Origin of the sequence: Nakamurella sp. A5-74, assembly GCF_040438885.1 — a bacterium.
Classification (GTDB): domain Bacteria; phylum Actinomycetota; class Actinomycetes; order Mycobacteriales; family Nakamurellaceae; genus Nakamurella.
This window is the reverse complement of sequence record NZ_CP159218.1, coordinates 3254439-3268672: the sequence shown is the minus strand read 5'-3', so window position 1 is coordinate 3268672 and position 14234 is coordinate 3254439. Positions and strand designations below refer to the sequence as shown.

11 protein-coding genes and 1 rRNA gene are annotated in these 14234 nt (G+C 67.6%); 10 read left to right on the top strand and 2 right to left on the bottom strand.

Annotated elements, in window-relative coordinates:
• The first annotated feature begins 284 nt into the window (after window positions 1-284).
• From argC to ABLG96_RS15005, 8 genes are read left to right on the top strand one after another with little or no spacing between them, the layout of a single operon-like run.
• Window positions 285-1325 carry an N-acetyl-gamma-glutamyl-phosphate reductase gene (gene argC, locus ABLG96_RS15040; protein ID WP_353648164.1) on the top strand — a complete coding sequence of 347 codons (1041 nt, stop codon included), beginning with the start codon at window positions 285-287 and terminating at the stop codon, window positions 1323-1325.
• Window positions 1322-2482: a bifunctional glutamate N-acetyltransferase/amino-acid acetyltransferase ArgJ gene (gene argJ / locus ABLG96_RS15035; protein ID WP_353648163.1), complete on the top strand. Its 1161-nt coding sequence runs from the start codon at window positions 1322-1324 to the stop codon at window positions 2480-2482. The genes argC and argJ overlap by 4 nt, the downstream gene beginning before the upstream one ends.
• Window positions 2479-3471 (top strand): acetylglutamate kinase, encoded by a 993-nt coding sequence (gene argB / locus ABLG96_RS15030; protein WP_353648162.1) that lies wholly within the window; start codon window positions 2479-2481, stop codon window positions 3469-3471. Before argJ ends, argB begins: the two co-directional genes overlap by 4 nt.
• Window positions 3468-4706 (top strand): acetylornithine transaminase, encoded by a 1239-nt coding sequence (locus ABLG96_RS15025; RefSeq protein ID WP_353648161.1) that lies wholly within the window; start codon window positions 3468-3470, stop codon window positions 4704-4706. Before argB ends, ABLG96_RS15025 begins: the two co-directional genes overlap by 4 nt.
• Before the next feature lie 55 nt (window positions 4707-4761).
• Window positions 4762-5721 carry an ornithine carbamoyltransferase gene (argF, locus tag ABLG96_RS15020; RefSeq protein ID WP_353648160.1) on the top strand — a complete coding sequence of 320 codons (960 nt, stop codon included), beginning with the start codon at window positions 4762-4764 and terminating at the stop codon, window positions 5719-5721.
• Between the two features lie 2 nt (window positions 5722-5723).
• Complete coding sequence (locus tag ABLG96_RS15015; protein ID WP_353651527.1) at window positions 5724-6269, top strand: arginine repressor; 546 nt, start codon at window positions 5724-5726, stop codon at window positions 6267-6269.
• A gap of 14 nt (window positions 6270-6283) precedes the next feature.
• Window positions 6284-7726, top strand: coding sequence for an argininosuccinate lyase (gene argH, locus ABLG96_RS15010; protein ID WP_353651526.1), 1443 nt, complete (start codon window positions 6284-6286; stop codon window positions 7724-7726).
• A 10-nt stretch (window positions 7727-7736) separates the two neighbouring features.
• Window positions 7737-8345 carry a DNA-3-methyladenine glycosylase gene (locus ABLG96_RS15005; protein ID WP_353648159.1) on the top strand — a complete coding sequence of 203 codons (609 nt, stop codon included), beginning with the start codon at window positions 7737-7739 and terminating at the stop codon, window positions 8343-8345.
• Here the strand turns inward: ABLG96_RS15005 and ABLG96_RS15000 are convergent, their stop codons facing one another.
• Window positions 8346-9614, bottom strand: coding sequence for an MFS transporter (locus ABLG96_RS15000; protein WP_353648158.1), 1269 nt, complete (start codon window positions 9612-9614; stop codon window positions 8346-8348).
• A 58-nt stretch (window positions 9615-9672) separates the two neighbouring features.
• A complete protein-coding gene (locus ABLG96_RS14995; protein WP_353648157.1) occupies window positions 9673-10227 on the bottom strand; it encodes a DUF402 domain-containing protein in 555 nt (184 codons plus the stop codon).
• 42 nt (window positions 10228-10269) lie between these two features.
• On the opposite strand from ABLG96_RS14995, the gene tyrS reads away from it, so the two are divergent.
• Window positions 10270-11589, top strand: coding sequence for a tyrosine--tRNA ligase (tyrS, locus tag ABLG96_RS14990; RefSeq protein ID WP_353648156.1), 1320 nt, complete (start codon window positions 10270-10272; stop codon window positions 11587-11589).
• A gap of 840 nt (window positions 11590-12429) precedes the next feature.
• Window positions 12430-13945: ribosomal RNA gene (locus tag ABLG96_RS14985) — 16S ribosomal RNA — on the top strand.
• The last annotated feature ends 289 nt before the right edge of the window (window positions 13946-14234 follow it).

Sequence of the window (14234 nt, the reverse complement as noted above, 5' to 3'; positions counted from 1 at the left end):
GAACGAGCGTGTCGAGATCCCGTCACCTCGTCCGCCACACGGTGATCGAGTAGCGAGGAACGAGCGTGACGAGATTCCGCCAGGTTCTCGACCAGCGGAAGGTCACGGTGATCGAGCAGCGAGGAACGAGCGTGTCGAGATCCCGTCACCTCGTCCGCCACACGGTGATCGAGCAGCGAGGAAGGAGCGCGACGAGATCCCGTCACCCGCATCAATCGGACTCACCGTGGATGACTATGCAGCGACATGTATAGTATCCAGGTGCACACTTCGCAGGACAGTTCATGACCGCCCGGATCGCCGTCGCCGGCGCCACCGGCTATGCGGGCGGTGAGTTGCTGCGCCTGCTGCTGGCGCATCCCGGCGTGGAGATCGGCGCACTGACCGCCCACAGCAACGCAGGCAGCACTCTGGGTGAGCACCAACCCCACCTGTGGCCACTGGCCGACCGGGTGCTGGCTGCCACCGAGGTCGAGGTGCTGCTCGGACACGACGTGGTCTTCCTGGCGCTGCCGCACGGCCAGTCGCACGCCATCGCTGCCGCGCTGGAATCCGCAGCGCCCGACACCATCGTCATCGACTGCGGCGCGGACCACCGTCTCGTCGATCCCGCGCAGTGGACGAAGTTCTACGGCTCCGATCACGCCGGTACCTGGCCCTACGGCCTTCCCGAACTCCCCGGCCATCGCGAGGCGCTCCGCGGTGCGAAGCGGGTGGCCGTTCCCGGCTGCTACCCGACCGTCGGCTCGCTCACCATCGCTCCGGCGATCGCTGCCGGCCTCGTCACCGATCAGCTCACCGTCGTCGCGGCCTCGGGTACCTCCGGAGCCGGGAAGGCACCCAAGGTCGGTCTGCTGGGCTCCGAGGTCATGGGTTCCGCGTCTGCCTACGGTCTGGGCGGCGCACACCGGCACAACCCGGAGTTCCACCAGAACCTGGAACCCCTTGCCGGACATCCGCTCTCGATCTCCTTCACGCCGGTGCTCGTCCCCATGTCCCGCGGCATCCTGGCCACGGTGAGCGCTCCGCTCGCTGACCCGACGCTCACCGCAGAGCAGGCCCACGAGGTGTTCTCCGCGTTCTATGCCGACGAGAAGTTCGTGCGCGTATTGCCGATCGGCCAGTTCCCGGTGACGGCCGCAACCCTGGGCGCGAACACCTGCCTGATCGGGGTGACCGTCGACGCGGAAGCCGGCCGGCTGGTGGCCGTCGGCGCGATCGACAACCTCACCAAGGGAACGGCGGGCGCCGCTGTGCAGTGCCTCAACCTGGCGCTGGGTCTCGAGGAGACCCTTGGCCTACCGATGACGGGAGTGGCGCCATGAGTGTGACTGCGGCGCAAGGATTCCGGGCTGCCGGAGTGACGGCGGGCCTGAAGGCGTCCGGCACCCCGGACGTCGCGGTGGTGGTCAACGACGGACCGAACTTCGCAGCAGCCGGCGTGTTCACCACCAACCGCGTCACGGCGGCGCCGGTGCGCTGGACCGCCGCCGGCATTGCCGGAGCAGGTGCCGCGCGTGCGATCGTGCTCAATTCCGGCGGTGCGAATGCGTGCACCGGTCCGGCCGGCTACGACGACACCGTCGCCACGGCAACACATCTCGGGGCGACGCTCGCTGTGGCTCCCGAGCTCGTGGCGATCTGCTCGACCGGGCTCATCGGTGAGCGGCTGCCGATGGGTGCCCTGCTCGCAGGTGTTGACGCGGCAGTGGCAGCACTGTCCGGCGGCGTAGCGGCGGGGATCGCCGCGGCGACCGCGATCATGACCACCGACACCGTGCCGAAGACGTCGGTCGCCGACCTGGGCGGGTTCACCGTCGGGGGAATGGCCAAGGGCGCCGGCATGTTGGCGCCCGGCCTGGCCACCATGCTGGTGGTGCTGACCACCGACGCGATGGCCGATTCGGACGCGCTGGACGCCGCTCTGCGGCAGGCCACCAGGACGACCTTCGACCGACTCGACTCCGACGGGGCGATGTCGACCAATGACACGGTGCTGCTGCTCGCCTCCGGTGCCTCCGGGATCACGCCGGAGCAGGACCTGCTCGACGCTGCGGTCACGCAGGTCTGCGCCGATCTGGCTCACCAACTGATGGCCGATGCGGAGGGCGCCACCAAGGAGATCACCATCGAGGTGCGGCACGCCGCTTCCGAGGACGACGCCGTCGAGGTCGGCCGGGCGGTGGCCCGCAACAACCTGGTGAAGACCGCCTTCTTCGGTCAGGACCCCAACTGGGGACGGATCCTCGCGGCGGTCGGCACCACCGCGGCCGTCTTCGATCCCGACGAGCTGGACGTCGCGATCAACGGTGTCTGGATCTGTCGCAGCGGAGCGCCGGGTGAGGACCGCAGTGCCGTCGACCTCACCGGGCGGGCTGCACACGTCACCATCGACCTGCACGCCGGTGACGAGACCGCCACCATCCTCACCAACGACCTCTCGCATGCCTACGTGCACGAGAACTCGGCGTACTCCACATGAGCACCAGGACCGGACGTGACCCCGACTCGATCGGCGAGATCACCGCTCGCGCAGGTGTTCTCGCCGATGCGCTGCCCTGGCTGCAGCGGTTCGCCGGCCGGATCGTGGTGGTCAAGTACGGCGGCAACGCGATGACGGACGACTCCCTCAAGGCCGCGTTCGCCGCCGACATGGTGTTCCTGCGAACCGTCGGTGTGCTGCCCGTCGTCGTGCACGGCGGCGGACCGCAGATCAGTGCCATGTTGGCCAGGCTGGGGATCGCCGGCGAGTTCAAGGGCGGCTTCCGGGTCACCACCCCGGAGACCCTCGAGGTCGTCCGGATGGTGTTGCTGGGTCAGGTCGGGCGTGAGCTGGTCGGCCTGATCAACGCCCATGGGCCCTACGCCGTCGGGATGTCCGGTGAGGACGCGTCACTGTTCACCGCCGCTCGTCGTTCGGTGACGGTCGACGGCGCCGAGCACGACATCGGTCTTGTCGGCGACGTCGTCCGGGTGAACACCGACGCAGTACGGGATCTGCTGGCAGCCGGTCGCATTCCGGTGATCGCCACCGTCGCTCCGGACACGGACGGGGTGGTGCACAACGTGAACGCAGACACCGCCGCCGCGGCGCTCGCGATCGCTCTGCAGGCCGCCAAGCTGGTCGTGCTCACCGATGTCGAGGGGCTGTACGAGAACTGGCCGGATCGCGACAGCCTGCTGTCCACGATCAGTACCGCGGAGTTGCGAGAGTTGTTGCCGCGGTTGGAGTCCGGGATGGTACCGAAGATGGAGGGTGCGCTGCGGGCCGTTGAGGGTGGTGTCGCGGCGGCGCACGTCATCGACGGCCGGATCGCCCACTCCGTCCTGCTGGAGATCGTGACCAGCCAGGGCATCGGCACGATGGTCGTCCCCGACGACAGTCGCGGTCCCGAACCCGCACCACCACCCACCGTCCAGACCGTGCAGACCGAGACCGTGCAGACCGAGACCGTGGAGATGACGTCATGAGTACCGATCCCGACTCCGGGAACACCACCAACGCCGCGGCGGTCTCGCAGTACGGCCGCCTGTTCATGGACAACTACGGTGCGCCGCCCATCGAACTGGTCAGTGGCCGCGGCGCCGAGGTGGTCGACGTCGAGGGGAAGCGGTACCTCGATTTGCTGGGCGGTATCGCGGTCAACGCGCTCGGGCACGCCCATCCCGCAGTCGTCCGGGCGGTCAGCGACCAGATCGCGACGCTGGGCCACGTGTCGAACTACTTCACCCACCCGCGGGTGCTCGAGCTTGCCCGCCGCCTGCTCGAGATCTCCGGTGCAGCAGCGGATCCCGAGGGTGGTCGGGTGCTGTTCTGCAATTCCGGGACCGAGGCCAACGAGGCCGCATTCAAGATCGCCCGGCTGACCGGACGGCCGCGCATCATCTCGACCCACGGCGGGTTCCACGGCCGCACCATGGGCTCGCTGGCCCTCACCGGGCAGCCGGCCAAGCAAGCACCGTTCGGCCCGATGGTGCCCGGCGTGGAGTTCGTCGACTACGGCGACCTGGCGGCTCTCGAGGCAGTGCTCGACGACTCGGTCGCCGCGGTGTTCCTGGAGCCGATCCAGGGTGAGAACGGCGTGGTGGTGCCGCCGGACGGGTACCTCGCCGGCGTGCGTGAAGCGACCCGGCGCACGGGAACCCTGTTGGTACTGGACGAGATCCAGACCGGCATCGGCCGGACCGGGGCCTGGTTCGCCCACCAGCGGGACGGGATCACACCGGACGTCCTGACCTTGGCCAAAGGCCTGGGCGGCGGTCTGCCGATCGGCGCGGTCGTGGCCTTCGGGGCGGCCGGCGCGTTGCTGACCCCCGGCCTGCACGGTTCCACCTTCGCCGGCAACCCGGTCTGCGCCGCCGCAGCCCTCGCGGTGCTGCGCACGATCGAGCAGGATCACCTGCTGGATCACGTCCAGCTCATCGGCAAGCACCTCGCCGAGGCGATCGAGCAGCTCGGTCACCCGCTGGTGTCGCACGTCCGGGGGGCCGGCCTGTTGCTCGGCGTGGTCCTGACCGGCACTGCGGGCCCGGCCGTCGTCGCGGCGGCCAGGGACGCGGGCTTCCTGATCAACGCCCCCGCCGGGGACGTCCTGCGACTGGCCCCGCCGCTGATCCTGTCCCGCGACCAGGCCGACGCGTTCGTGGCGGCACTCGGCGGGATCCTCGACACAGCGACCAGGACACTCGACGCAGTGCCGTCCTGAATCCGCAGCGGCACATGACTTTTCCCCGTACCTTCCGCATCCGAGGAGTTCCCCGATGATCAGGCACTATCTGCGTGACGACGACGTCCAACCCGACGAACTGACCGAGATCCTCGACCTGGCCGACACCCTGGCCGCCGACCGCACCGGTCAACGGCCGCTGGAGGGCCGTGCGGTCGCCGTGGTGTTCGAGAAGAACTCCACCAGGACGAGGATCTCCTTCGAGGTCGGTATCCGTCAGCTGGGTGCGCAGCCGGTCATCATCGATGCCCGCACGTCACAGTTGGGACGCGAGGAGACCATCGAGGACACCTCCCGCGTGCTGTCGCGGTACGTGGACGCGGTGGCGATCAGAACCTTCGCCCAGCGGCGCATCGACGCGTTGGCCAGTGTTTCGAGCGTGCCGGTGATCAATGCGCTGACGGACGAGTTCCATCCGTGTCAGGTGCTGGCCGACCTCCAGACGGTCCGGCGTCGGCGGGGGAGCCTGGCCGGGACGGTGCTGACCTACCTCGGCGACGGCGCGAACAACATGTCGCACTCGTTGATGCTGGGTGGGGCCAATGCCGGAATGCACGTGCGGGTGGCTGCGCCGCAAGGTTTCGCGCCCGACCCGCAGATCCTGCTGGACGCCAAGGAACGGGCAGCGCAGACCGGTGGCTCGGTCGAGTTGATCACCGACCCCCACGCAGCCGTCGACGGCGCACACGTCCTGGCCACCGACACCTGGACGTCGATGGGACAGGAGAACGACGGTCTCGACCGGGTGGGACCCTTCCGGCCCTACCAGGTGAACGCCGACCTGCTGGCCCGTTCGGCGCCGGACGCGATCGTCCTGCACTGTCTGCCGGCCCATCGCGGCTGGGAGATCACCGACGACGTCATCGACGGCCCGCAGTCGGCGATCTGGGACGAGGCGGAGAACCGGCTGCACGCGCAGAAGGCGCTGCTGGTGTGGTTGGCGCAGCGGGCCGGCATCGAACCCGCGGTCGCGGGGGAGTCGGGCCGAGGGTGACCATTCCGTCGACGAAGGCTGCCCGGCTGGCCAGGATCACCTCGTTGATCAGCGATGCGGCCATCAGGTCGCAGACCGAACTGCTCGGACTGCTGGAGGCGGACGGGATCCAGGCCACCCAGGCCACCCTGTCCAGAGACCTGGACGAGCTGGGTGCGATGAAGCTGCGTGGAGTGGACGGGGGTGCCCCGATCTACCGGATCCCCGAGGACGGTGGTCCGCGTCCGATGACCGGGGGCACCGGACGGGTGGGGCGACTGGTCGGTGAACTGCTGGTGTCCTGGACCGCCTCGGGCAACCTCGCCGTGTTGCGGACCCCACCGGGGGCTGCACAGTTCCTGGCCTCGGCGATCGACCGGGCGGGTTTCGACGAGGTCGCGGGCACCATCGCGGGCGACGACACGATCCTGGTCGTGGCCCGGGAGGGAACCACCGGGGCTGACGTGGGACAGTTTTTGCTGGCTGCCGTGGCGCAGGACGCTGTCGGCCATGGCAGCGACCACCCGGGTACTTCCGGACGATCCGCACAGGTGGAGGAGCAGCAGTGACCGAGTCGGGCGATGTGCCCCAGAACGGCAGCCCCCAGGGCAGCATCCAACTGTGGGGCGGCCGGTTCACCTCGGGGCCTGCTCCCGAGATGGTCGCGTTGAGCGAGTCCACCCACTTCGACTGGCGGTTGGCGCCCTACGACATCGCCGGGTCGCAGGCGCACGCCCAGGCCCTGTACGCCGCAGGGCTGCTCACCGACGACGAGCTGGACCGCATGCGTGCTGCGTTGTCCCAGCTCGCGACCGATGTCGCAGCAGGCACCTTCACCGCCCGCCCCGGTGACGAGGACGTGCACACTGCGCTCGAGCGGGGGCTGCTCGATCGGGCCGGTGCTGAGCTCGGCGGCAAGCTGCGGGCCGGCCGCTCCCGCAACGACCAGGTCGCAACCCTGTACCGGCTGTACCTGCGTGATGCTGCTCGCCGGGTCGCCGGCCTGGTGCTCGACCTGCAGCAGGTGCTGCTCGAGCAGGCTGATCTGGTCGGTGACGCCGCGATGCCCGGCCGCACGCATTTCCAGCACGCCCAGCCGGTGCTGTTGGCCCACCACCTCGGAGCGCATGTCACGGCCCTCACGCGGGACGTCGAGCGGATCCGTGACTGGGACGCCCGGCACGCCTACTCGCCGTACGGCTCGGGCGCGCTCGCCGGCTCCTCGCTCGGCCTCGACCCGGCACTGGTCGCGAAGGAGCTGGGTCTCGACCGTCCGGCGGGCAACTCGATCGACGCGACGTCGGCGCGGGACTTCGCCGCTGAACTTGCATTCGTGCTGGCGATGATCGGCGTCGACCTGTCCCGCTGGGCGGAGGAGGTGGTGGTCTTCACCACCGCCGAGTTCGGCTACGCCCGCCTGCACGATGCTTTCGCCACCGGCTCGTCGATCATGCCGCAGAAGAAGAACCCGGACATCGCGGAGCTGGCCAGGGGCAAGAGCGGTCGGCTGATCGGCAACCTGACCGGCCTGCTGGCCACCCTGAAAGCGTTGCCGCTGGCCTACAACCGGGATCTCCAGGAGGACAAGGAACCGCTGATCGACTCGGTCGAGCAGCTGGAGTTGTTGCTGCCGGCGCTGACCGGGATGACGGCGACCCTGTCGTGGAACCTGCCGCGACTGCACGAGATGGCCTCGGCGGGGTTCTCGTTGGCCACCGACATCGCCGAATGGCTGGTGCGCCAAGGGATTCCATTCCGGGTTGCCCACGAGGTGGCGGGTGAATGCGTGGCAGCGGCGGAGGCCAGGGATGCGGAACTGCACGAGCTGACCGATCAGGAGTTCGCCGGGATCCACCCGGCCCTCACACCGGCTGTGCGCGAGGTGCTGACCGTCGAGGGATCGCTCGCCTCGCGGGACGGTGTCGGCGGGACGGCGCCGGTGCGGGTGGCCGAGCAGCTGTCGGCACTGGCGGCGACGGTGGCCACCGATCGTGCCTGGGCCTTGTCGGCGAACCAGGCGCGCTGAGCGGACCGTTGTGGGCACCCCGCTGCTGCCGCGCTCCTTCTTCGCCCGCCCGGTGCTCGAGGTGGCTCCGGAGTTGTTGGGCTGCTTGCTGATCGGGCGGACCGGGGTCACGGTCCGGGTCACCGAGGTCGAGGCCTACGAGGGACCTCTCGATCCCGCATCCCATGCGTTCCGGCGAACGCCGCGTAGCGAGGTGATGTTCGGTCCGCCCGGGCACCTGTACGTGTACCTGATCTACGGGATGCACTGGTGCGCCAACGTGGTGACGGGACCGGCAGGCACGGCCTCGGCCGTGCTGCTGCGGGCCGGCGAGGTGATCGGAGGGCAGCAGGCGGCGCGACTGCTCCGCCCTGCCTCGCGTGCTGACTCCCAGCTCGCACGCGGGCCTGCATCGCTGACGACGCTGCTCGGCCTCGACGGCGCGAACTCGGGTGACGACCTGTGCCGCGCCGGCCGACCGCTGCAGCTCAGGGCGGGGAGCCCGCCGGATCGGATCTCGTCCGGTCCACGGGTCGGCATCACCCGCGCTGCCGAACGCCCGTGGCGGTTCTGGCAGACCGGGTCCCCGACCGTGACGGCGTTCCGGGCGGGGGCCCCCCGTCGCACCGCAGCGTCCTGATCAGGGTTCGGGAAGCGGCGTCGGTTGGTCGTCGGCGTGCGCGATGTGGCGCAGCTGCCGCCAGATCAGCACCACGAACACGGCCGACCCGGCGAAGGCGAACCAGAACGGGGCGGTGAGGCCGGAGTGCTGGGCGAGCAGACCTCCGATGCCCGACCCGATCACCAGCCCGCCGAAGACGCCGACCAGGTTGACGCTGCCCACCCGACCCTGCAATGCCGCCGGGACAGCCCGCTGGCGCACCGTCACCGACGTCGTGCCCCAGATGAACGCGTGCGCGCCGAACACGAAGAAGATCGGCATCGCCACCCACGGGGAGGTGGTCAGGGCGAGCGCGAGATGGGTGAGCGTCTCGACGATCAGGCCGATCCGCATCAGGTTGCCCAGGCTGATCCGCCGGGTGATCCAGCCGTACGCGAGGGTCCCGATCAGGCCCCCGACGGCGCTGACCGTCGTCACCAGACCGAAGCCGATGGCGCCCAGCCCCAGTCGTTGCGTCGCGTACAGCACGAGGACCGACCAGGCCGCACCGAAGGTGATGTTGAAGGTGAAGATCGTCAGCACGAGCGTGCGTACCGCCGCGTGGTGGCGGACCCACCGGAAACCTTCGGCGATGTCGCGGTGGACCGATTTCTGCTCAGCGCCGCGATCGCGCGGGTGGGGAGGCATCACGACGCGGCTGATCAGCAGCAGTGCCGCCAGCACCAGCAGCGTCTGAGCGGCGAACGGCCAGGCCATGCCGGTGGCAAACAGGGCAGCCCCGACCGGGGGGCCGGCGAGCTGGTTGACAGTGACGAACCCGGTCTGCAGCCGGGCGTTGGCGATGGCCAGGTCGTCACGGTGCACAAGCATCGGCAGAATCGTCGCGGACGAGTTGTCCGCGAAGACCTCCGTGGTCCCCAACAGGAACAGCGCGACCAGGACCAGGCCGATGGAGATCCGGTCGACAGCGATGGCGATCGCCAGCGCGGCGATGATCAGCCCGCGCAGTGAGTCGACGGTGATGACGATCAATCGCCGATCGACCCGGTCGGTGAGCGCCCCGGCCCACAGCCCGAACAGCAGCGGCGGCGCCCACTGCAACAGGGACGCCAGAGCGACGAGGAATGCCTGGTCGGTGAGGGAGGCCACCAGGAGCGGACCGGCCGCCAGCGCGATCCCGTCACCGAGGTTGCTGACCCAGGACGACCCCACCAACCAGCGGAAGGGAACACCCAACCGGCGGGGGAGGACGATCTCGACGGTGCGGTTGAGGATCGGGCGGCTCACAAGCGCTGGACCCTAGTGCCCCGCCCGAGGACGGGACACCGGATATGGCCGCTTGCCGTCATCCCGGGGATCTCAGGGCAGCCTCGTGCCACCGACGCCAGACGCCGTCGAACGGTCCCTGCCGGCCGTTCATCATCGCCTCGATCGCGGCCGCCGTCCGGAGCGCCTGCTCGACGACCGGCTCCGGGTAACCGAGGTGGACCCTGCGCTCGTCGAATTCGTCCCGGTCCAGCACCTGCACTTCTCGATCGTCGAGCCGCTCGACGTCCAGGTCGAGATCGACGAACTCGATGAGGTGCGGGCCGTGGGCGGCCGGCGTGGTGATGTCGACGTACTCCTGCTGCGGGCGAGAAGTGGGTGTGCGACGGGGCACGAAGAACGCCGACCACCACGCGTCATCCGGCGGGAAGAGCCGGAGACCGCCGCTGGCGCACCAGAGCTCGTCACCACTGAGCACCGGCTCACCGTCCTGCATCCACAGCCAACGACCGTGTTCGTCGTTGCCCAGCTCGGTGGCCAGGTTGTCGCGGTGCGGCGAGCCGTCCCACTTCCGCGACCGGATCCGCACCCGTCCGTCGTCGCGCCGATCGCCGGATCCGGTGTTCGGAGTCATCCACCGATCATCTCGCTCGCGGCCGGATGGGAGGATCGGGAGGTGCCTTCCGAGACCGTGACGCCAGCCGCCGATTCTGATGACGCGGTCGCTCCGCGACCCACCTCCGTGCTGGACGAGCTGCAGTGGCGCGGCCTGGTCGCACTGAGCACCGACGAACGCGCACTCGCCACGACTTTGGCAGACGGGCCCGTGACGCTCTACTGCGGGTTCGATCCGACGGCGCCGAGTCTGCACTTCGGCAACCTGGTCCAGTTGATCGTGCTGCGGATCATGCAACGCGCAGGTCATCGGGTGATCTGCCTGGTCGGCGGATCGACCGGGCTGATCGGCGATCCGAAGCCGACGTCCGAGCGGGTGCTGAAGAGCAGGGAGCAGACAGCCGAGTGGGTCGCGGGGATCGAGCGCCAGGTGCGTCCGTTCCTGGACTTCGAGGGTGAGAACCCCGCGATCCTGGTGAACAACCTCGACTGGACGGAGCCGATCAGCGCCCTGGACTTCCTGCGCGACATCGGCAAGTACTTCAGGGTCAACACGATGTTGCGCAAGGACGCGGTTGCGGCCCGACTGAACAGCGACGAGGGGATCAGCTACACCGAGTTCAGCTACCAGATCCTGCAGGGGTTGGACTACCTGGAACTGTTCAGGTCCTATGGCTGCACGCTGCAGACGGGTGGTCAGGACCAGTGGGGGAACCTCGTGGCCGGTGTCGACCTGATCCGCAAGGCGGAGGGCGCATCGGTGCATGTCCTGGCGACGCCGCTGATCACCGACTCGCACGGGGTCAAGTTCGGCAAGTCCGAGGGGAACGCCGTCTGGCTGTCGGCGGAGCTGACGTCCCCGTACGCCTTCTTCCAGTACTGGCTCAACGTGGAGGACGCGTCGGTGATCCAACTGCTCCGGGTCTTCACCGACCGTGGGGCGCGGGAGGTCGAGGCGCTGGAACGGGCGACCCGGGAGCGCCCGCAGGCACGGGAAGCACATCGGGTGCTCGCCGCCGACGTGACGACGTTGGTGCACGGTGCTGCCGCGGCCGAGGCGGCGGCCACCGCGTCGGCTGCGCTGTTCGGCCGGGCCGAGATCGAGCAGGTGGACGAGCCGACCCTGGTTGCAGCGCTGTCGGAGGCCGGTCTGGTGGACGCCGCCCCGGGCACCTCGATCGCCGAACTGCTGCTCCAAAGCGGGCTGACGACGTCGCTGTCCGAAGCACGCAGGACCGTGAACGAGGGTGGCGCCAACGTCAACAACCGGCGTGTCTCGGATCCGAACTGGAGCCCGGACAGCGCTGACCTGCTGCACGGTCGGTACCTGGTGCTGCGTCGCGGCAAGCGCCAGGTCGCCGGCGTCCGCCTCACGGGATGACGCGTCCCGGGTGACGACCGCACGGCCCGTCACCACACGGCCCGTCACGACAGAGGTCCCCGCAAGGCTCCGGCCGGCGGGGACCTCTGTCGTTGCGCCGCAGTACGACGTCGTCGAACCCGGACGGGCGCCGCTGCGACGAGCGCCGAACGCGTTCTGCAACGAAAGGAGGACGCGTGTGGTCGGCGTCACTCCGTCCCGGTGGGAGCGGACCAGTCTGAACCAGGGCACCGTGACCATGCGTGACCTGCGTGAATGTCTCCACGACGGGTAGCTGACCTGCGGATTTGCGTTGGGCGTCATCCGCCCGTAACTTTATCGATGCCCCCGGGGAACCGGACAGGGAGCAGGACGAAGAGCCGAAAGGCTGGACGGAAAGCTTCTGGTCGGCCCAGGGTGCCACCCAGCAGTGATGACACTGTAGTCAGGCTGTCAGTCTGACGGACCAGTGCGATGGCCCTCGCCCAATGGCGGATGAGGGAGCCGGCAGGAGATCCCGATGGGGTCCACGCAGGACTGAATGGGCCGGGACGAGCGGGTTTGACACCGCGAATCGGACCGGGTAGCGTTGGTCAGGTTGCCCCCGAGAAGGCCGAGAGGCTGGATCAGGTGCGCATCCGCTCCTTGAGAACTCAACAGCGTACCGAAAGTCAGTGCCAAGTATTAACCCCTGGCCTGCTAGGACATCAGTCCGACATGCAGGCAAGGATTTCCTTTGGTACACAAAAACGAGCAAGCTAGCTCGGTCTTGTGAACCAGCGATCAGGTTCCCGCAGGGGAGCCGATCTTCATTTAGTCGATCGAGCCGCGCCTCTCGGGGCCGGCACGTTCATATGACATTCAATGGAGAGTTTGATCCTGGCTCAGGACGAACGCTGGCGGCGTGCTTAACACATGCAAGTCGAACGGAAAGGCCCTTCGGGGTACTCGAGTGGCGAACGGGTGAGTAACACGTGGGCAACCTGCCCCTAGCTCTGGGATAACTCCGGGAAACCGGTGCTAATACCGGATACACACTTTTTGAGGCATCTCAGGAAGTGGAAAGTTTTTCGGCTAGGGATGGGCCCGCGGCCTATCAGCTTGTTGGTGGGGTAATGGCCTACCAAGGCGACGACGGGTAGCCGGCCTGAGAGGGCGACCGGCCACACTGGGACTGAGACACGGCCCAGACTCCTACGGGAGGCAGCAGTGGGGAATATTGCGCAATGGGCGAAAGCCTGACGCAGCGACGCCGCGTGAGGGATGACGGCCTTCGGGTTGTAAACCTCTTTCAGCTCTGACGAAGCGCAAGTGACGGTAGGAGCAGAAGAAGCACCGGCCAACTACGTGCCAGCAGCCGCGGTAATACGTAGGGTGCAAGCGTTGTCCGGAATTATTGGGCGTAAAGAGCTCGTAGGCGGTCTGTCGCGTCGAATGTGAAAACACGAGGCTCAACTTCGTGCCTGCATTCGATACGGGCAGACTAGAGTTCGGTAGGGGAGTCTGGAATTCCTGGTGTAGCGGTGAAATGCGCAGATATCAGGAGGAACACCGGTGGCGAAGGCGGGACTCTGGGCCGATACTGACGCTGAGGAGCGAAAGCGTGGGGAGCAAACAGGATTAGATACCCTGGTAGTCCACGCCGTAAACGTTGGGCGCTAGGTGTGGGGGTCCTTCCACGACCTCCGTGCCGCAGCTAACGCATTAAGCGCCCCGCCTGGGGAGTACGGCCGCAAGGCTAAAACTCAAAGGAATTGACGGGGGCCCGCACAAGCGGCGGAGCATGCGGATTAATTCGATGCAACGCGAAGAACCTTACCAAGGCTTGACATGTAGAGGAAAGTTCCAGAGATGGTTCCCCCGCAAGGTCTCTACACAGGTGGTGCATGGTTGTCGTCAGCTCGTGTCGTGAGATGTTGGGTTAAGTCCCGCAACGAGCGCAACCCTCGTCCTATGTTGCCAGCACGTAATGGTGGGGACTCATTGGAGACTGCCGGGGTCAACTCGGAGGAAGGTGGGGATGACGTCAAATCATCATGCCCCTTATGTCTTGGGCTTCACGCATGCTACAATGGCCGGTACAAAGGGCTGCGATACCGCGAGGTGGAGCGAATCCCAAAAAGCCGGTCTCAGTTCGGATTGGGGTCTGCAACTCGACCCCATGAAGTCGGAGTCGCTAGTAATCGCAGATCAGCAACGCTGCGGTGAATACGTTCCCGGGCCTTGTACACACCGCCCGTCACGTCATGAAAGTCGGTAACACCCGAAGCCGGTGGCCTAACCCTTGTGGAAGGAGCCGTCGAAGGTGGGATCGGCGATTAGGACGAAGTCGTAACAAGGTAGCCGTACCGGAAGGTGCGGCTGGATCACCTCCTTTCTAAGGAGCATTTGGCCGGTCGGAGCAATTCGATCCGGTCCAATACCTGTTTCGCAGACGTTCGTTCTGCGGCAGGGAGCTCATGGGTGGAACACTGACCAGTTCGGATCTAGACAAGACGGTGGCGTTCAGTACAGCTCTCAGGAGCCGGAAAGAGTCACGCGCCAGGTCGATGGTCCGTAGGTACGCTGTTGGGTCCTGAGGGAGCGGGAACGCTTCTTCACCGGGCTCATCCATCACCGAACGGCCGGCACACACAATCGTGCCGGTGTCGCGGTGACCAAATGGA

Bases quoted from the DNA above. Each gene is read 5' to 3' on its own strand.
- argF (WP_353648160.1), top strand. From the start codon at position 4,762: ATGATCAGGCACTATCTGCGTGACGACGACGTCCAACCCGACGAACTG.
- argC (WP_353648164.1), top strand. From the start codon at position 285: ATGACCGCCCGGATCGCCGTCGCCGGCGCCACCGGCTATGCGGGCGGT.
- argJ (WP_353648163.1), top strand. From the start codon at position 1,322: ATGAGTGTGACTGCGGCGCAAGGATTCCGGGCTGCCGGAGTGACGGCG.
- argB (WP_353648162.1), top strand. From the start codon at position 2,479: ATGAGCACCAGGACCGGACGTGACCCCGACTCGATCGGCGAGATCACC.
- ABLG96_RS15025 (WP_353648161.1), top strand. From the start codon at position 3,468: ATGAGTACCGATCCCGACTCCGGGAACACCACCAACGCCGCGGCGGTC.
- ABLG96_RS14995 (WP_353648157.1), bottom strand. From the start codon at position 10,227: ATGACTCCGAACACCGGATCCGGCGATCGGCGCGACGACGGACGGGTG.